14 protein-coding genes are annotated in these 17,722 nt (G+C 61.9%); 12 read left to right on the top strand and 2 right to left on the bottom strand.

Going from position 1 to position 17,722, the window contains the following annotated elements; genetic code table 11:
• Nucleotides 1-89 precede the first annotated feature (89 nt).
• Complete coding sequence (trmB, locus tag BN32_RS17390) at nt 90-824, top strand: tRNA (guanosine(46)-N7)-methyltransferase TrmB (RefSeq protein WP_019199063.1); 735 nt, start codon at nt 90-92, stop codon at nt 822-824.
• 14 nt (nt 825-838) lie between these two features.
• On the opposite strand, the gene BN32_RS17385 is transcribed toward trmB, so the two are convergent.
• Entirely contained in the window at nt 839-1,930 is a 1,092-nt protein-coding gene (locus tag BN32_RS17385) for a DUF2336 domain-containing protein (protein WP_019199064.1), read from the bottom strand.
• 422 nt (nt 1,931-2,352) lie between these two features.
• Here BN32_RS17385 and rimP point away from each other — a divergent pair, with 422 nt between their 5' ends.
• From rimP to BN32_RS17330, 11 genes are all read left to right on the top strand, one after another.
• Entirely contained in the window at nt 2,353-3,129 is a 777-nt protein-coding gene (gene rimP / locus BN32_RS17380; RefSeq protein ID WP_040426878.1) for a ribosome maturation factor RimP, read from the top strand.
• A gap of 3 nt (nt 3,130-3,132) precedes the next feature.
• Complete coding sequence (nusA, locus tag BN32_RS17375) at nt 3,133-4,737, top strand: transcription termination factor NusA (protein WP_019199066.1); 1,605 nt, start codon at nt 3,133-3,135, stop codon at nt 4,735-4,737.
• A 72-nt stretch (nt 4,738-4,809) separates the two neighbouring features.
• On the top strand, nt 4,810-5,493 hold the full coding sequence (locus tag BN32_RS17370; RefSeq protein ID WP_019199067.1) for an RNA-binding protein: 684 nt from the start codon (nt 4,810-4,812) through the stop codon (nt 5,491-5,493).
• A gap of 53 nt (nt 5,494-5,546) precedes the next feature.
• Nucleotides 5,547-8,159, top strand: a complete 2,613-nt coding sequence (infB, locus tag BN32_RS17365; protein ID WP_019199068.1) for a translation initiation factor IF-2 — start codon at nt 5,547-5,549, stop codon at nt 8,157-8,159.
• 155 nt (nt 8,160-8,314) lie between these two features.
• Nucleotides 8,315-8,740: a 30S ribosome-binding factor RbfA gene (rbfA, locus tag BN32_RS17360; protein WP_019199070.1), complete on the top strand. Its 426-nt coding sequence runs from the start codon at nt 8,315-8,317 to the stop codon at nt 8,738-8,740.
• Nucleotides 8,740-9,858, top strand: coding sequence for a tRNA pseudouridine(55) synthase TruB (gene truB / locus BN32_RS17355; RefSeq protein WP_019199071.1), 1,119 nt, complete (start codon nt 8,740-8,742; stop codon nt 9,856-9,858). The genes rbfA and truB overlap by 1 nt, the downstream gene beginning before the upstream one ends.
• A gap of 2 nt (nt 9,859-9,860) precedes the next feature.
• On the top strand, nt 9,861-10,130 hold the full coding sequence (gene rpsO / locus BN32_RS17350; protein ID WP_019199072.1) for a 30S ribosomal protein S15: 270 nt from the start codon (nt 9,861-9,863) through the stop codon (nt 10,128-10,130).
• A 309-nt stretch (nt 10,131-10,439) separates the two neighbouring features.
• Nucleotides 10,440-12,584 (top strand): polyribonucleotide nucleotidyltransferase, encoded by a 2,145-nt coding sequence (gene pnp, locus BN32_RS17345; protein ID WP_019199074.1) that lies wholly within the window; start codon nt 10,440-10,442, stop codon nt 12,582-12,584.
• 160 nt (nt 12,585-12,744) lie between these two features.
• Nucleotides 12,745-13,503, top strand: a complete 759-nt coding sequence (locus BN32_RS17340; protein ID WP_040426627.1) for a superoxide dismutase — start codon at nt 12,745-12,747, stop codon at nt 13,501-13,503.
• A 421-nt stretch (nt 13,504-13,924) separates the two neighbouring features.
• The gene (katG, locus tag BN32_RS17335; protein ID WP_040426876.1) at nt 13,925-16,123 is read left to right on the top strand and encodes a catalase/peroxidase HPI; all 2,199 of its coding nucleotides are present in this window, start codon (nt 13,925-13,927) and stop codon (nt 16,121-16,123) included.
• A 123-nt stretch (nt 16,124-16,246) separates the two neighbouring features.
• Nucleotides 16,247-16,843, top strand: coding sequence for a glutathione S-transferase family protein (locus BN32_RS17330; RefSeq protein WP_019199077.1), 597 nt, complete (start codon nt 16,247-16,249; stop codon nt 16,841-16,843).
• 31 nt (nt 16,844-16,874) lie between these two features.
• Here the strand turns inward: BN32_RS17330 and fabI are convergent, their stop codons facing one another.
• The gene (gene fabI / locus BN32_RS17325) at nt 16,875-17,684 is read right to left on the bottom strand and encodes an enoyl-ACP reductase FabI (RefSeq protein ID WP_019199078.1); all 810 of its coding nucleotides are present in this window, start codon (nt 17,682-17,684) and stop codon (nt 16,875-16,877) included.
• Nucleotides 17,685-17,722 lie beyond the last annotated feature (38 nt).

Genomic DNA, 17,722 nt, shown 5'->3' with positions numbered 1-17,722 from the left:
AGGCGAACGAAGCTGTGGTGACGCGCGACTGGATCGATTCCAGATCGACTTCGTACAGACAACACCCGATGGATCGTCAAGGCCTGTAGATGACCAAGTCAGCGGACGACATTGCATCATCAGGTCCGCAAGGTAACGACCATGGCCACGGCTCGTTCTTCGGGCGGCGCAAGGGGCACAAGCTTCGCAATCATCAGGCCGATCTGATCGAACATCTGTTGCCGCGACTGACGCTGGATCTCGACAGCGCCGACGCATCCGATCCAGCCTCGCTGTTTGACGTGCCGGTCAATGAGCTTCGGCTTGAAATCGGTTTCGGCGGCGGTGAACATCTGATCGCGGAAGCGCTCGCGTTTCCGCAGACCGGCTTCATCGGCTGCGAGCCTTACGTCAACGGCATGGCCAAGATCCTGTCGCAGATCGAAGCTCACAACATCACGAACATCCGGCTGTTCGCGGGCGATGCGGCCGAGCTGCTTGCATGGGCCGCGGCATCAAGTTTCAAGCGCATCGACCTTATTCACCCCGATCCGTGGCCGAAGCGGCGGCACTGGAAACGGCGCTTCGTGCAGGAAGCAATGATCCGCCAGATGTCGCGCGTTCTCGATCCCACCGGCGAATTTCGCTTTGTCAGCGACATCGATGACTACTGCTCATGGACCTTAATGCACATGCAGCGATCGAGAGACTTCGTATGGACAGCGGAGCGAGCTGACGACTGGCGCATGCCGTGGCAGCACTACACGATGACGCGTTATGGCAGGAAGGCCGATCGCGAAGGACGCAAGGCGGCCTATCTGATCTTCAAGCGAATAGGTATCTAGTTCGCATCAAGACACTAAGCCGGCTTGCCCTTGTCGCGCAGCCGCCAGAAGGTCAGAACGCGTTGTGCGGTCGCCGGCGACAGCCGGTCGTAGTTGATGCGCGCCTCCTCGATGTCGGGACCAGACGCTACCCGGCCCGGACCGAGACGCAGCACCACCAGTGCGCGCACAGTGGCCCATTCCAACCCGATCGACTTTCCAAGGAGCAGGACAGGATCGTAGCGATCGCCCAGCACCAGCTGGTGGACCACTGAAATCCGCATACCCGTCAGCGCTGCGAGCGCGGCAACCGATTCCTCGTACTTGTGCTGTTTTGCAAAACCGAGCAGAGCGGCCTCATCAAGTTCACCAGCCTGATGCAGCACAAGGATGGCGCGCTGGGCCGGTTCGAAATCACGCACCTGCGGTTGTGATTTCGGCGCCCCGGACAGCTCGATCATCGCCTGATTGATCGCAGCCTTCTGTTGGGGCTTCGCCATGTCGAACAGGCGGCGGCGAACGACATCAACGGACTTCGCCACCAACTGCTTCAACGAAGCGGCCGAAAGGTCCTCGCGTTGTCCGACGGTCAACGCCAGCATGCCATCGTCGGTGGCGCGCTTGATCAATCCGGAATAACCGGATTCTGAAAATTGCGCGCCGGCGTTGGCTGCGACGCTGCGCACCACCTCGCGGTCGCCGCGGCGAACGATCACATCGGTCACGGACGGTGACAGCGTCGGGCGTCCGGAAATCGCCGCCAGATGCTCCTGACCTTTTCCGCGCGCGATGTCGACCAGGGTGGGATCGTCCAGCAGCGGCGAGCGGCTCAGAATCGGGCCGGAGACCCTGATCTCAGTTTCGCGCGCCAGTTGCTTCACCAGCGTCGGAGGCGCGTTGTCCAGTTTGGACAACCGCTCAGCGAGTTCCGCACGCGTCTCGATTTCCGTGGCAGGCACCAGTCCGACCAGAATATCGTCGAACAGCGCAACATGCCTGGTTTCGAAATGCGCGGCGCCTTGCAGAAAGAGCCCGGAAATCCGCTCAATCGCCTCCGCCCGCTTCTCAGCGGTGCCGTTCTTGACGATCTCATCGAGTTCCGGAATCAGCGAAAAAGCAGCGGCCATACGTATCTCTGTCACGGCTGGCGCGGCGGTTCACCGGCAGGCGGCACGCTCCGCCCAGGAGCTCCCGGGATTTTAGGTATGACGGGTGAATCAACAGTTAGCCGCGAACGCCTGTCTTGTCCCGGGCAGGCACAAGGTTACGCAGGGGTGTCCGAAATACCGCAATTTGGCTGCAAGAGCCTGTGTCCTTTCAACAAATTGGAACGATAGCGGTCTCAAAGCCGGTTCCGTCCCACTCGGCAATTTGCGGGAAGCCCTTGCTGCACAGGCCGAAAACGTCTATATCCCGGGCAACTGATAAATTCTCATACGCACACGTAGGAGAGTGGGCCCCCCGGGACCCGCTCTTTTTTATTACCTGATGACCCGTGCCGCAGGCTGCGGCGGGCCGACAACGATTAAGAGCAGTCTTGATCCTCGACATGACCGACCCAACCGACGTTGCCGTAGACGCCGAACTGCTTGCCGAACCACGCCTCGTGGTCGAGCCGGGCGTGGCCGCGCGCGTTTCCGCAGTCGCCACACCGGTCCTGCAAGGCATGGGCTATCGGCTGGTGCGGATCAAGGTGTCGGGCGACGCCGGCTGCACGGTGCAGATCATGGCGGAACGGCCCGACGGCACCATGTTGATTGACGATTGCGAAGCGATCTCGAAGGCCCTGTCGCCGGTGATGGACATCGCCGATCCGATCCAGCGCGCCTATCGGCTGGAAATTTCATCGCCCGGCATCGACCGGCCGCTGGTGCGACGCACCGACTTCGAGCGTTATGCCGGCCATCTGGTGAAAATCGAGATGGCTGTGGCGCATGAGGGCCGCAAGCGATTCCGCGGCAAGCTCGACGGCGTCGAAGGCGACGGCATCAGAATTATTCGCGACGACATCCGTGCCGATCAGGAGCCGAGCGTGCTGCTGACGATGGAAGACATCGCCAGTGCAAATCTTGTTCTGACCGACGAACTGATTGCGGAATCCATGCGCCGGGGAAAATCGGCCGCCCGCGAAATACGTGAAGACCTTGGCATCGAGCCGCCTCCGCCCGAGCACGCGAAAAAGGCCCGCGCCGAACTGCCCATTTCGAAAAGTTTCAAACCCAAGCCAAAGTCGAAAAAACCCGCGCCCAAGAACACCAAAGAACATCGCCTCGCCGCCGAAAAGAAAGAGCGCGCGGGCATATCCGATCCCCACGAAGGAGACTGAGCCATGGCCGCTGTCAGCGCCAATAAACTCGAACTGCTGCAGATCGCCGACGCCGTCGCGCGAGAAAAGTCGATCGACCGCTCAATCGTGATCGCAGCGATGGAGGACGCCATCGCCAAGGCGGCCCGCGCCCGCTACGGCTCCGAAACCGACGTGCACGCCGAAATCGATGCCAAGAAGGGCGAATTGCGGCTGTCGCGCCACATGCTGGTGGTCGATCAGGTCGAAAACTCCTCGAACCAGATTTCGCTGAAGGACGCGCAACGCGCCAACCCCGGCGCGCAGATCGGCGACACCATCGCCGACACGCTGCCGCCGCTGGAGTACGGCCGCATCGCCGCGCAGTCGGCCAAGCAGGTCATCGTGCAGAAGGTGCGCGAGGCCGAGCGTGACCGGCAGTATCAGGAATTCAAGGATCGCATCGGCGAGATCGTCAACGGCGTGGTCAAGCGCGTCGAATACGGCAGCGTCATCGTCGATCTGGGCCGCGGCGAAGCCATCGTGCGCCGCGACGAAATGCTGCCGCGCGAAGTGTTCCGCAACGGCGACCGCGTGCGCTCCTACATCTTCGATGTCCGCCGCGAAACCCGTGGACCGCAGATTTTCCTGTCGCGCACCCATCCCCAGTTCATGGCGAAGCTGTTCGCGCAGGAAGTTCCTGAAATCTACGACGGCATTGTCGAGATCAAGGCCGTGGCCCGCGATCCGGGTTCGCGCGCGAAAATCGGCGTGATTTCCCGCGATTCCTCGGTTGATCCGGTCGGCGCCTGCGTCGGTATGCGCGGCTCGCGCGTGCAGGCCGTGGTGAACGAACTGCAGGGCGAAAAGATCGACATCATTCCGTGGTCGCCGGATATCGCGACCTTCGTCGTCAACGCACTGGCGCCCGCAGAAGTCGCGAAAGTCGTCATAGATGAAGACCGCGAGCGCATTGAAGTTGTCGTCCCGGATACCCAATTGTCCCTTGCAATCGGACGGCGCGGACAGAACGTGCGTCTTGCCTCGCAGCTGACCGGCTGGGACATCGACATTCTCACCGAACAGGAAGAATCGGAGCGCCGTCAGGCCGACTTCGAGAATTCCACCCGCGTTTTCATGGAAGCCCTCAATGTCGACGAAGTCGTCGGCCAGTTGCTGGCGTCCGAAGGCTTCGGTTCGGTCGAAGATCTGGCGCTGGTGGATCCACGGGAACTCACCAGCATTGAAGGTTTCGACGAGGAAACCGCCAACGAGCTGCAGAGCCGTGCCCGCGAATATCTTGAACAGCTCGAGGCAGAACTCGAAGCGAAGCGAAAGGAATTGGGCGTGGAAGACGCTTTGACGACCGTACCGGGTGTGACCGCCAAGATGCTGGTGAAGTTCGGCGAGAACGACATCAAGACCGTTGAGGATCTGGCTGGCTGCGCCACGGACGATCTGGTCGGCTGGGTGGAGCGTAAGGACGGCGAAACCACCAAGCACCCGGGCATCCTCGACCCGAATGAAATTTCACGCGAAGACGCCGAAGCCCTGATCATGCAGGCCCGTGTCGTCGCCGGCTGGATCAGCGAAGCCGATCTTGCCAAGCCGTCGGAAGAGGCTGCGGCCTCCGAAGAAAACCCGGCGTAAGCAGGCCGAAACCCATGAAGCGACTTTCGGACAACACCATGCTCCGCAAGAGTTGAAGGAAATGACCCGCGCATGCTTGCCATCGCTGATCACGCAGATCTCGACAACGGACCCCGGACAAAATCCGGGACCGAGCGGATGTGCGCGGTCACGCGGCAAGTGGCGCCGATCGACGACCTGATCCGCTTCGTCCTCTCTCCCACCGGCGAAACCGTTCCCGACCTGAAGCGCAAGCTGCCGGGGCGCGGGCTATGGGTGTCACTGTCTCATGCCACCGTCGCGGAAGCCGCCCGGCGCAACGTGTTTGCGCGCAGCTTCAAGCGTGACGTCCAGGTGTCGAAAACCCTGGCCGACGACGTCGAGCGCATGATGGTCCGGGGGGTGTCCGAAGCCCTCGCCATGACCGCAAAGGCAGGTCAGGTCATTTCGGGATTTTCCAAGGTCGAAGGTGCGATCGGGGGGCGGCAGGCGGTCGCCCTGATCCACGCCACGGACGGCGCTCCGGACGGAATCCGCAAGCTGAACGCCAAACTGGCGGCCGTGAGGCGGGAAAACGGCACGGAATCGGGTGATTTTCCCATTATCAGCGCCCTGACCACCGATGAATTGGATTTGGCACTCGGACGGGCAAATGTGGTACATGCTGCCCTGCTCGCGGGCCCGGCAAGCAAGACCTTCCTCGCACGTTGCCAGACGCTCACCCGATTTCGGGGGACGGGTGGCGGTCACGATGGCGGGATCGACCAGAACAATTAGGGCATTGCCGTCAGACGCGGCATGCGAGCAACGAACGAGATTGGGACTGTTGAATGGCTGATACGAAAAATCCTGGCGATAAGACGCTGAGCGTCGGTTCGAAAACTCTGTCGCTCAAGCCGCGTACAGAGACCGGCGTCGTGCGCCAGAGTTTCAGTCACGGCCGCACCAAGCAGGTGGTGGTCGAAAAGAAAACCAAGCGCCGTCTGGCCGGCGATCCCGCACCTGCGCCCGAAGCGGTGCCTGCAGCACCCGCGCCTGTCGCAGCACCTGCGAAGGTTGCGCCGCGCGCGCCGGAGCCTGTACGCCCGCCCGCCCGCAAGTCGGGCGTCGTCCTGCAAACCCTGACCGAAGACGAGCAGAGCGCCCGTGCCAGCGCACTCGCCGATGCGCGCGTTCGCGAAGAGGAAGAGCGCCGCGCCGCGGAAGCCGAAGCCGCGCGCCGCAACACCAAGGAATTCAAGGAACAGCAGGAGCGTGAAGCCGCCGAAGCCCGCAAGAAGGCCGAGGAAGAACGCCACCGCGCCGAGGAAGAAGCCAAGGCACGCGCCGAGCGTGAAGCCACCAAGCGTAGCACCGAGGCCGCGGCAAAGGCGGCTGCGCCTGCCACCACGGCACGTACGGCTGCAACGCCTCCGGCCCGCCCGGCTGCTGTCGCTGCCGACGGATCCGATGATGATGAAGCGCCGCGCTTGGTGCGCCGCCCCGGCGGCGGCCCGGCTCGCCCGGTCATCGCGCCGAAGCCAACCGCAAAGCCCGCGCCCGCGAAGCAGCGCGGCCGCTTGACCCTTTCCACCGCGCTCAATGCCGACGACGTGCGCGAGCGTTCGATCGCCTCGTTCCGCCGCCGCACCCAGCGCCTCAAGGGCCATGCGTCCAACGAGCCGAAGGAAAAGCTGATCCGCGAAGTGACGATCCCTGAAGCGATCACGATTCAGGAACTCGCCAACCGCATGACCGAACGCGCGGTGGACGTCATCCGCCTGCTGATGAAGCAGGGCGCGATGCACAAGATCACCGACGTGATCGATGCCGATACCGCGCAACTCATCGCCGAGGAAATGGGCCATACCGTCAAGCGCGTCGCCGCGTCAGACGTGGAAGAAGGCCTGTTCGACGTTGCCGACGATCATGCGTCCGATACGACGCCGCGTCCGCCGGTCGTGACCGTTATGGGTCACGTCGATCACGGCAAGACCTCGTTGCTGGACGCGCTGCGTCACGCCAATGTCGTCAGCGGCGAAGCCGGCGGCATTACCCAGCATATCGGCGCCTATCAGGTCACCTCGCCGGAAAGCGGCAAGAAGATCACCTTCATCGACACGCCGGGCCACGCCGCGTTTACCGCGATGCGCGCCCGCGGCGCCAAGGTCACCGACATCGTCATCCTGGTCGTGGCTGCCGACGACGGCGTCATGCCCCAGACGATCGAGGCGATCAATCACGCCAAGGCGGCGAAGGTTCCGATGATCGTGGCGATCAACAAGATCGACAAGCCGGAAGCCAAGGCCGAGCGCGTGCGCACCGAACTGCTGCAGTACGAAGTCCAGGTCGAATCCTTCGGCGGCGACGTCGTCGACGTCGAGGTGTCCGCAAAGAACAAGACCAACCTCGACAAGCTGCTGGAAATGATTGCGCTGCAGGCCGATCTGCTCGACCTGAAGACCAATCCGGACCGGCCGGCCGAAGGCACCGTGATCGAAGCCAAGCTCGATCGCGGCCGCGGCCCCGTGGCCACCGTGCTGGTTCAGCGCGGCACGCTCAAGGTCGGCGACATTATCGTGGCCGGCGCTGAAATGGGCCGCGTCCGCGCGCTGATCAACGATCAGGGCGAGACCGTGCAGGAAGCAGGCCCGTCGGTTCCGGTCGAGGTGCTCGGATTCAACGGCCCGCCGGAAGCCGGTGATCGCCTCGCCGTGGTCGAGAACGAAGCCCGCGCCCGCGAAGTCACGAGCTATCGCGCCCATCAGAAGCGCGAGAAATCCGCCGCCAGCAATGCCGGCATGCGCGGTTCGCTTGAACAGATGATGTCGCAGCTCAAGACCACGGGCCGCAAGGACTTCCCGCTGGTCATCAAGGCCGACGTGCAGGGCTCGCTGGAAGCAATTCTCGGCTCGCTCGAAAAGCTCGGCACCGACGAAGTCGCAGCCCGCATTCTTCATGCAGGCGTCGGCGGCATCTCGGAATCCGACGTGACGCTGGCGGAGGGCTTCAACGCCGCGATCATCGGCTTCAGCGTCCGCGCCAACAAGGAAGCGGCCGCTCTCGCCAAGCGCAACGGCATCGAAATCCGCTACTACAACATCATCTACGATCTCGTGGATGACGTGAAAAAGGCGATGTCCGGCCTGCTCGCGCCGACGCTGCGCGAAACCATGCTTGGCAACGCCCAGATTCTCGAAGTGTTCAACATCTCGAAGGTCGGCAAGATCGCGGGCTGCCGCGTGACCGACGGCACTGTGGAACGCGGCGCGAACGTGCGCCTGATCCGCGACAACGTCGTCGTCCACGAAGGCAAGCTGTCGACACTGAAGCGCTTCAAGGACGAAGTGAAGGAAGTGCAGTCCGGCCAGGAATGCGGCATGGCATTCGAAAGCTATCAGGACATGCGCGTCGGCGACGTTATCGAGTGTTACCGCGTAGAGACCATCCAGCGCTCCTTGTAAGTCCAAATCTTACAGGCGCACTGGATTTTTAAGAAAGCTAAGGCGGCATGACCGGATTTTCTCCGGCCATCCACGTCTTGCCAGCAACATCAGGAACGACATGCATGCCCGCGATACGCGCGGGCATGACGGTTTGATTTTCGGCAGGGATCATCATGGCCACACGCAAAAAGGACAGCGACCCTCGCGGCGGTACGACCGGCGCCTCGCAGCGACAGTTGCGCGTTGGCGAAATCATCCGCCACGCCGTTGCGGACATTCTTGCTCAGGGCGGCGTGCACGATCCGGCGCTCGAAGGCCACATCATCACTGTGCCCGAAGTGCGGATGTCGCCGGACCTCAAGCTCGCCACCATCTACGTGATGCCGCTCGGCGGACGCGGTCTCGCCGAGGTCGTTGCAGCGCTCGATCGCAACAAGAAGTTTCTGCGCGGTGAAGTTGCGCATCGCGTTAACTTAAAATTTGCGCCTGATCTTCGCTTCCGCGTTGACGAACGATTCGATGAAGCAGAACGGATCGAGAAATTACTGAGAACACCTGCGGTTCAAAGAGACCTCAAGACAGATTCGGACCAAGACTGATGAATGTGACTAGCCCAGACCGCGTGATCGAACCGCAAACAACCGATTCGAACGCGCCTGCTGAAAATAAATCTTCCGATACCGCAGCGAGCGGCGCGCGGCATAATGATCCGCGCCAACAGCAAGGCGGCAAGCAACAGCGTCAGCAGGGCGGTCAGCAAAAGCGCGATCGCCGCGACGTCCACGGCTGGGTTTGTCTCGACAAGCCCATCGGCATGACGTCGACTCACGCCGTCGCCGTTCTCAAGCGCCTGTTCAATGCCAAGCGCGCCGGCCACGCCGGTACCCTCGATCCGCTGGCCTCCGGCGGATTGCCGATTGCACTGGGCGAAGCCACCAAGACCGTCCCCTTCGTGATGGACGGCCGCAAGCGTTACCGCTTCACGGTCGCTTGGGGTGAGGAACGCGATACTGACGACACCGAGGGCAAGGTCACCCAGACCAGCCCCGACCGGCCGTCCGTGGAGGCGATCCGGGCCCTGCTGCCGCAATTTACCGGAACCATCGAGCAGACCCCGCCGCAGTACTCGGCAATCAAGATCCAGGGCGAGCGGGCCTATGACCTCGCCCGCGACGGGGAAGTCGTGCCGCTGGCCCCCCGCCCGGTCGAAATTCACGAATTAACCCTTGTCGAACAAATAGATAACGACAAATCGGTGTTCGAGGCAGAATGCGGCAAGGGCACCTATGTCCGGGCTCTGGCGCGCGATATGGGCCGGATTCTGGGGTCATATGGCCATATTTGCGCGCTTCGGCGCACGATTTGCGGGCCTTTCACTGAAGCGGACATGATTCCGCTGGCAGATCTGGAGGCTTTGTGCGATAGAGCCGCGTCTGGCGAGGGCAGCCTCGCCGACGCGCTTTTGCCCGTTGAGACCGCGCTGGACGACATCCCGGCACTGGCCGTCACACGGGCGGATGCCGCAAGGCTCCACAGGGGCCAGGCGGTTTTATTGCGCGGACGGGATGCGCCAATTTCAAACGGCACAGTCTATGTCACCGTCGGAGGCCGCCTTCTGGCCCTCGCCGAACTTGGCAATGGCGAACTCATCCCCAAGCGCGTGTTCAACCTGACCGGACTGACTGCCAGCCCGGCTCGCAACAATGAAAGTGTTTGACGATGTCGATTGCCGCAGAACGCAAAGCGGAAGTCATCAAGAAGAATGCAACCAAGACCGGTGACACCGGTTCGCCTGAGGTTCAGGTCGCGATCCTGTCGGAACGCATCGCCAACCTCACCGAGCACTTCAAGACCCACGGCAAGGATAACCATTCCCGCCGCGGCCTGTTGAAGCTGGTGTCCACGCGCCGTTCGCTTCTCGACTACGTGAAGCGGAAGGACGAGGCGCGCTACAAGTCGCTTCTCGAGAAGCACAACATTCGCCGCTAAGAAATCCACGCGCGCAATCCTTGCGCGCGTTTTGCGTGGCGTGGGAGTTTTCCCAAGGCGTCACGCTTCCAACGCGCGGACCTGATGAAATGTCCGCGCGGCGTGTCCAGCAGCAATCCGGCAGCTGGGCGATAACGGGTAACATGCCCGTACCATCGAAAGGATGGACGCCATTCGAAATTCAAGAACCATGGCAGGATCGCCGGACGCTGACGCCGCATTTGCGCACGATCAGCGTCCGGCAATCTTGCGCATGGTTTTTGCGTTTCAGGCGTCCGTTCTTTCGTGAACCCATGAAAGACCAAGACAATGTTTAAAGCTCATTCGGTCGAGATCGACTGGGGTGGACGTCCACTCAAACTCGAAACCGGCAAGATCGCGCGCCAGGCCGACGGCGCGGTGATTGCGACCTACGGCGAGACCATCGTGCTCGCCACCGTCGTCGCCGCCAAGTCCGCCAAGGACGGCATCGACTTCCTGCCGCTCACCGTCGACTATCAGGAAAAGACCTACGCAGCCGGCCGCATTCCCGGCGGCTACTTCAAGCGCGAAGGCCGCCCGACAGAAAAGGAAACGCTGGTTTCCCGCCTGATCGATCGTCCGATCCGCCCGCTGTTCGTCGATGGCTGGCGTAACGAAACCCAGGTCATCGTGACGGTGCTGTCGCATGACATGGAGAACGATCCCGACATCCTGGCGCTGGTTGCATCCTCCGCCGCACTGACGATTTCCGGCGCACCGTTCCAAGGCCCAATTGGCGCCGCTCGCGTCGGCTTCATCAACGATGAATACGTTCTCAACCCGACGCTCGACGAGATGGCCGACACCAATCTCGATCTCGTGGTTGCCGGTACCGCCGACGCCGTGCTGATGGTCGAATCGGAAGCCAAGGAACTGAACGAAGACATCATGCTCGGCGCCGTCATGTTCGGTCACCGCCACTTCCAGCCGGTGATCCAGGCGATCATCGAACTGGCTGAAAAGGCGGCGAAGGAGCCGCGCGAGGTCAAGACCGACGACAACAGCGCGATCGATACCGAAATGCGCAGCGTCGGCGAAGCCGAACTGCGCACGGCCTACGCCATTCCGATCAAGCAGGATCGCTACGCTGCGGTCGGCGCGGTGAAGAAGAAGGTCATGGACCACTTCTTCCCGGAAGGTCAGGAACCGAAGTACGACAAGCTGCGCGTCGCAGGCGTGTTCAAGGAATTGGAAGCGAACGTCGTTCGCAACAACATCCTCGACACCGGCAAGCGCATCGACGGCCGCGACTCGAAGACAGTTCGCCCGATCATCGCCGAAGTTGGCGTGCTGCCCCGCGCCCACGGCTCGGCGCTGTTCACCCGCGGCGAAACCCAGGCGCTGGTGGTCACCACCCTCGGCACCGGCGAAGACGAGCAGTACATCGACTCGCTGTCGGGAACGTACAAGGAGCGCTTCCTGCTCCATTACAACTTCCCTCCCTACTCGGTTGGCGAAACGGGCCGTCTCGGCGGCACCAAGCGTCGTGAAATCGGCCACGGCAAGCTCGCCTGGCGCGCGCTGCATCCGGTTCTCCCGGCTGCGCACGAATTCCCGTACACGCTGCGCGTCGTCTCCGAGATCACCGAATCGAACGGCTCGTCGTCGATGGCTTCGGTCTGCGGTGCATCGCTCGCACTGATGGACGCTGGCGTGCCGTTGAAGCGGCCGACTGCAGGCATCGCGATGGGCCTCATTCTTGAGGGCAAGCGTTTCGCGGTTCTCTCCGACATTCTCGGTGACGAGGATCATCTCGGCGACATGGACTTCAAGGTGGCAGGTACCGAAACCGGTATCACGTCGCTGCAGATGGACATCAAGATCGCCGGCATCACCGAAGAGATCATGAAGATCGCGCTCGCCCAGGCGAAGGACGGACGCATTCATATCCTCGGCGAAATGGCGAAGGCATTGACCAATGCCCGCGCCGAGCTCGGCGAACATGCGCCGCGCATCGAAGTCCTGCAGATCCCGACGGACAAGATCCGCGACGTGATCGGCACCGGCGGCAAGATCATCCGCGAAATCGTCGAAAAGACCGGCGCCAAAATCAACATCGAGGACGACGGCACCGTGAAGGTGGCGTCTGCCAACGGTGAATCGATCCGCGCGGCGATCAAGTGGATCAAGTCGATCACCTCGGATCCGGAAGTCGGCCAGATCTATGACGGCACCATCGTCAAGGTCATGGAGTTCGGCGCGTTCGTGAACTTCTTCGGACCGAAGGACGGTCTGGTTCACATCAGCCAGCTCGCGGCCAACCGCGTGCAGAAGACCTCCGACGTCGTCAAGGAAGGCGACAAGGTCAAGGTCAAGCTGCTTGGTCTGGACGATCGCGGCAAGGTTCGCCTGTCGATGAAGGCAGTCGATCAGGAAACCGGCGAAGACCTCGAGGCCAAGCAGAAGGCCGAGGGCGTTTCCGCAGCCGAGTAATTGTTTCACAACCTCGTGTGACGACCCCAGGGGGCGGCATTTTGCCGCCCCCTTTTGTTTGCCTCATGCGAAACTCGATTTGTGCCCGCAGCGTAGCCTTGTGATGGCTCGGCTGCATTTGCACCGGATCGCACCACGCTGCCACACCAGGGAGTATTCCATGTCATCGATATCCCGACGCCATCTCATGACTGCAGCCGCCGGGGTCGCCGTCTCTGCGGCTGCGCCTCGCATCGTGTATGCGCAGGCTGCCCCGGCTCCCGCCGCAGCGCCGGCTGCCGCACCTGCCACTGGCCCGTTCACGCTGCCGCCCCTTACTTACGCTGCCAACGCGCTTGAGCCGCATATCGATGCCAAGACCATGGAAATCCACCATGACAGGCATCACGCTGCTTATGTCGCTAATATGAACACCGTCGCCAAGACCAATCCGCAACTCGGCACGATGCCGATCGAGAACATCCTCGGCAACATCAACGCGCTCGATGACTCCATCAAGTTCACGGTGCGCAACAATCTCGGCGGCCACGCCAACCACACCATGTTCTGGAGCATCATGGGCCCGGACGGCGGCAAGCCGGAAGGCGACGTGCTTGCTGCGATCGACAAGGATCTTGGCGGCCTGGAAAAATTCCAGACCGACTTCAACGCCGCCGGCGGGCGCCAGTTCGGTTCAGGCTGGGTGTTCGTCATCGTCTCGAAGGACGGCAAGCTTTCGATCGAGACCCGTCCCAATCAGGACTCACCGATCATGGACGGCAAGCGCGTGCTGATGGGCAACGACGTCTGGGAACACGCTTATTACCTGAACTATCAGAACCGCCGGCCCGATTATCTCAAGGCGTGGTGGAACACGGTGAACTGGGCAAAAATCAGCGAGCGTTATGCCGCTGCGAAGGCCGGCACGCTCGGCGTGTAAATCTCGAAACAAGTCAATTTCAACCAAAAGGGCGGCTTCTCAGCCGCCCTTTTTTCGATGCCGAAGCGATCATTTGGAAGTCGCACGTTGACGCGCCGGTCAGGGCGCGGATCGACACTCCGCCAGCATCCGCGAAGGTGCCAGAGCGCATCCGACGAATAGCCGGACGATCAGAATAACTTATCTGGCCGTAAAGAAAATCCGACTGGACCTGATGCTGGAATTCTTCCAAAGTCCTGTCGGACGGTTCCCCAAGGTACGGCCGCCGATGCCGAAACGCGCTTGTATCAGCGAGCGCATTTCACCGCTCAATTCGAGACTTCAGAACGTAAAACGGGTCTCGGTCGGAAATCATTCCAGCGTGGGCGACGCATCGGACCAACCCGCGAACCACAAATCACAGAAAGATCGGAGAAAAAACATGGACGCAAAAACCGATGACAAGAGCGCCGGCAAATGCCCCGTCGTGCACGGCGGCAGCAGGACCAATCGTGACTGGTGGCCGGACCAGCTGCGGCTCGACATCCTGCAGCAGCATTCGGCCAAATCCGATCCGCTGGATCAGACATTCAACTACAGTGAAGAGTTCAAGAAACTCGACTACGAAGCGCTGAAGAATGACCTGCGCAAGCTGATGACCGACTCGCAGGATTGGTGGCCGGCCGACTTCGGCAACTACGGTCCGCAGTTCGTCCGCATGTCCTGGCACGCCTCCGGTACCTATCGTCTCGCTGACGGCCGCGGCGGTGGCGGTCGCGGTCAGCAGCGTTTCGCTCCGCTCAACTCCTGGCCGGACAACGTCAATATCGACAAGTCGCGCCGCCTGCTGTGGCCGATCAAGCAGAAGTACGGCCAGAAAATCTCCTGGGCCGATTTGTTGATTCTCGCCGGCAACGTGGCACTCGAGACCATGGGCTTCCGCACGTTCGGTTTCGCTGCCGGCCGTGAGGATGTCTGGGAGCCGGATCAGGACGTGAACTGGGGTACCGAGACTGAGTGGCTGACCCACCGGCCTCTTGAAGGATTCGACAATCCACTCGGCGCCACCGAGATGGGCCTGATCTACGTCAATCCGGAAGGTCCAGGCGCCAACGGCGATCCGGTGTCCGCCGCCAGATTCATCCGCGAGACCTTCAAGCGCATGGCGATGAACGACGAGGAAACCGTGGCGCTGATCGGCGGCGGTCACACCTTCGGCAAGACTCACGGCGCCGCGCCCGAGTCCCACAAAGGACCGGCCCCTGAAGGCGCCGCTCTGGAAGAGCAGGGCCTCGGCTGGACAAGCAACTACGGCAGCGGGTTCGGTGCAGACGCCGTCGGCAGCGGCATTGAAGTCACCTGGACGCAGACACCTGCGCAGTGGAGCAACCACTTCTTCGAGAACCTGTTCAAGTACGAATGGGTGCAGACCCGCAGCCCCGGCGGTGCCATCCAGTGGGAGGCCAAGGACGCCGAGGACGTGATTCCCGACGCGCACGATCCGTCGAAGAAGCACAAGCCGACCATGCTGACCACCGATCTGTCGCTGCGTCTGGACCCGGTCTACGAGAAAATCTCGCGCCGGTTCCTGGAAAATCCGCAGGCCTTCGCCGAGGCCTTCGCCCGCGCCTGGTTCAAGCTGACCCATCGCGACATGGGCCCCCGCGCGCGCTACCTGGGCCCGGAAGTGCCCAAGGAAGAACTGATCTGGCAGGACCCGATCCCCGAGGTCGATCATACGTTGATCGACGACTCCGACATTGCCGCGCTCAAGGCCAAGCTGCTGGCCTCGGGCCTCACCGTGTCTGAACTGGTCAGCACCGCCTGGGCTTCGGCCTCCACCTTCCGTGGTGGTGACAAGCGCGGCGGCGCCAACGGCGCGCGCATCCGTCTCGCGCCACAGAAGGATTGGGAGGTCAACCAGCCGGCTCAACTTGCCAAGGTGCTGCAGACGCTCGAACGAATCCGGAAGGAGTTCAACGCGTCGCAGTCGGGCGACAAGGAAGTATCGCTTGCCGACCTGATTGTTCTTGGCGGAGGTGCGGCAGTCGAAAAAGCCGCGAAGGATGCCGGCGTCAATGTGACCGTTCCCTTCTCTCCTGGACGTGCGGACGCCTCGCAGAAGCAAACCGATGTGGAGTCCTTTGACGTGATGGAGCCGATCGCGGATGGCTTCCGTAACTACCTCAAGGGCAAACCTGCCGCGCCGGCCGAAGTGTTTCTGGTGGACCGCGCACAGTTGCTGACGCTGACCGCTCCGGAAATGACGGTTCTTGTCGGCGGCCTGCGCGTTCTTGGTGCAAATACCGGGCAATCCCTGCACGGCGTTTTCACCAAGACGCCCGAGACGCTGACGAACGACTTCTTCGTCAATCTGCTTGACATGAGCACGAAGTGGCAGCTGGCCGGCGATGTGTACGAAGGCCGCGACCGGAAGACGAACGAGGTGAAGTGGACCGGCACCCGCGCCGACCTCGTCTTCGGCTCGCATTCGCAGCTCCGCGCTCTCGCGGAAGTCTATGCATCCGCAGACGCGAAGCAGAAGTTCGTGCAGGACTTCGTCAAGGCGTGGGTCAAGGTCATGAACGCCGACCGCTTCGATCTCGCCGATCAGCCCAAGGCGCTGCAAGCCGCGGAATGATCCATCCCGCTTGACGGCAAGACGACCAAAGCCCCCGCGATCGCCTCGCGGGGGCTTTTCATTTCAATCGTCGCCGAGAGACAATCTTGATACGAATAAGCAAAAGATCAGGGAGGACTGAGAATGATGAAGCTTTACTGGTCGCCGCGCTCACGCTCCTTCTCCGGCCTCTGGCTGATGGAAGAAACCGGCCAGCCCTACGAGCGGGTGCTGACGGACATCTCGACCGGCGCGCAGAAGACTCCGGAATTTCTGGCGGTCAACCCGATGGGCAAAGTGCCCGCGCTGAAGGACGGAGATGTGTCCATCGCGGAAGCCTCCGCGATCTGCGCCTATGTTGCGGATCGATACCCCGAAGCGAAGCTGGCGCCGCCCATCGGCGATCCGCGCCGCGGAAAATATCTGCAATGGCTGTTTTTCTCGCCGGGCTGCATCGAGCCGGCGATCATCCAGATCTTCACCAAGATCGACGTGCCGACATCGACCGCAGCCTGGGGCAGCGCGACGCAGGTGTTCGATGTTCTCGACGCCGCACTGGAAAAGGGTCCGTTCCTGCTGGGCGATACGTTCTCTGCCGCCGACATCATGATCGGTTCAGGACTGAATTTCGCGATCAGGCTGTTCAAGATGGTGCCGTCGCGGCCGTCATTCGACCGCTACATCGACGCCTGCTCGGCGCGGCCCGCGTTTCAGCGCGCCACGGTGATCGCGGCGGGATAAGAACCCGACGCGTGAACCGGGCGGGCTCGGACTAGTCAGCCTTGTCTTCGGCCTTCAGCGCATCCGGATGCGGCATCGAGATGATGTTGTAACCGGAATCGACGAAGTGGATTTCGCCGGTCACACCGCCGGACAGGTCCGACAGCAGATAGAGAGCGGTGCCGCCGAGCTCGTCGAGCGTGACGCCCCGGCCCAGCGGCGAATGCTTCTGCTGGAAGGCAAACATCGCGCGCGAATCGCCGATGCCCGATCCGGCGAGCGTGCGTACCGGACCTGCGGAGATGGCATTCACACGAATTCCGGCGCGGCCGAAATCCGCCGCGAGATAGCGCGTCGAAGCCTCGAGCGCCGCCTTGGCCACACCCATCACGTTGTAGTTCGGCATGACGCGGGTCGAGCCGCCGAAGGTGAGCGTCACAATCGATCCGCCGTTCGGCATCATCTCCGACGCGCGCCTGGCGACTTCGGTAAACGAGAAACACGAGATCACCATGGTGCGCGAGAAATTCGCGCGGGTGGTGTCGGCATAGCGGCCCTTGAGCTCGTTCTTGTCGGAGAAGCCGATGGCATGGACCAGGAAATCGATCGAGCCCCACTTCTCTTTCATCGCCGCGAAGGTTGCATCGACGCTGGCGATGTCCTCGACGTCGCACGGGAGAATCAGCGGGGCGTTCAGCGATTCCGCCAGCGGCTTGACGCGTTTTCCCAGCGCATCGCCCTGATAGGTGAAGGCAAGTTCTGCGCCCTGGGCGTGAAGCGTTTTCGCGATACCCCATGCGATCGAATGATCGTTGGCGACGCCCATGATGAGCCCGCGCTTGCCTTGCATGAGTCCTTGCATCAGCCCCTTACTCCGTTCGTGCCCTATGCGTGCAGATT

The organism is Afipia birgiae 34632, from assembly GCF_000308295.2.
Lineage (GTDB): Bacteria > Pseudomonadota > Alphaproteobacteria > Rhizobiales > Xanthobacteraceae > Afipia > Afipia birgiae.
Note: the sequence above shows the minus strand (reverse complement) of the source record. Positions and strands in the feature narration are given on the sequence as shown.

Bases quoted from the DNA above. Each gene is read 5' to 3' on its own strand.
- BN32_RS17330 (WP_019199077.1), top strand. From the start codon at position 16,247: ATGATGAAGCTTTACTGGTCGCCGCGCTCACGCTCCTTCTCCGGCCTC.
- rpsO (WP_019199072.1), top strand. From the start codon at position 9,861: ATGTCGATTGCCGCAGAACGCAAAGCGGAAGTCATCAAGAAGAATGCA.
- rimP (WP_040426878.1), top strand. From the start codon at position 2,353: ATGACCGACCCAACCGACGTTGCCGTAGACGCCGAACTGCTTGCCGAA.
- trmB (WP_019199063.1), top strand. From the start codon at position 90: ATGACCAAGTCAGCGGACGACATTGCATCATCAGGTCCGCAAGGTAAC.
- truB (WP_019199071.1), top strand. From the start codon at position 8,740: ATGAATGTGACTAGCCCAGACCGCGTGATCGAACCGCAAACAACCGAT.
- katG (WP_040426876.1), top strand. From the start codon at position 13,925: ATGGACGCAAAAACCGATGACAAGAGCGCCGGCAAATGCCCCGTCGTG.
- BN32_RS17340 (WP_040426627.1), top strand. From the start codon at position 12,745: ATGTCATCGATATCCCGACGCCATCTCATGACTGCAGCCGCCGGGGTC.
- pnp (WP_019199074.1), top strand. From the start codon at position 10,440: ATGTTTAAAGCTCATTCGGTCGAGATCGACTGGGGTGGACGTCCACTC.
- BN32_RS17385 (WP_019199064.1), bottom strand. From the start codon at position 1,930: ATGGCCGCTGCTTTTTCGCTGATTCCGGAACTCGATGAGATCGTCAAG.
- infB (WP_019199068.1), top strand. From the start codon at position 5,547: ATGGCTGATACGAAAAATCCTGGCGATAAGACGCTGAGCGTCGGTTCG.
- rbfA (WP_019199070.1), top strand. From the start codon at position 8,315: ATGGCCACACGCAAAAAGGACAGCGACCCTCGCGGCGGTACGACCGGC.
- nusA (WP_019199066.1), top strand. From the start codon at position 3,133: ATGGCCGCTGTCAGCGCCAATAAACTCGAACTGCTGCAGATCGCCGAC.
- fabI (WP_019199078.1), bottom strand. From the start codon at position 17,684: ATGCAAGGACTCATGCAAGGCAAGCGCGGGCTCATCATGGGCGTCGCC.
- BN32_RS17370 (WP_019199067.1), top strand. From the start codon at position 4,810: ATGCTTGCCATCGCTGATCACGCAGATCTCGACAACGGACCCCGGACA.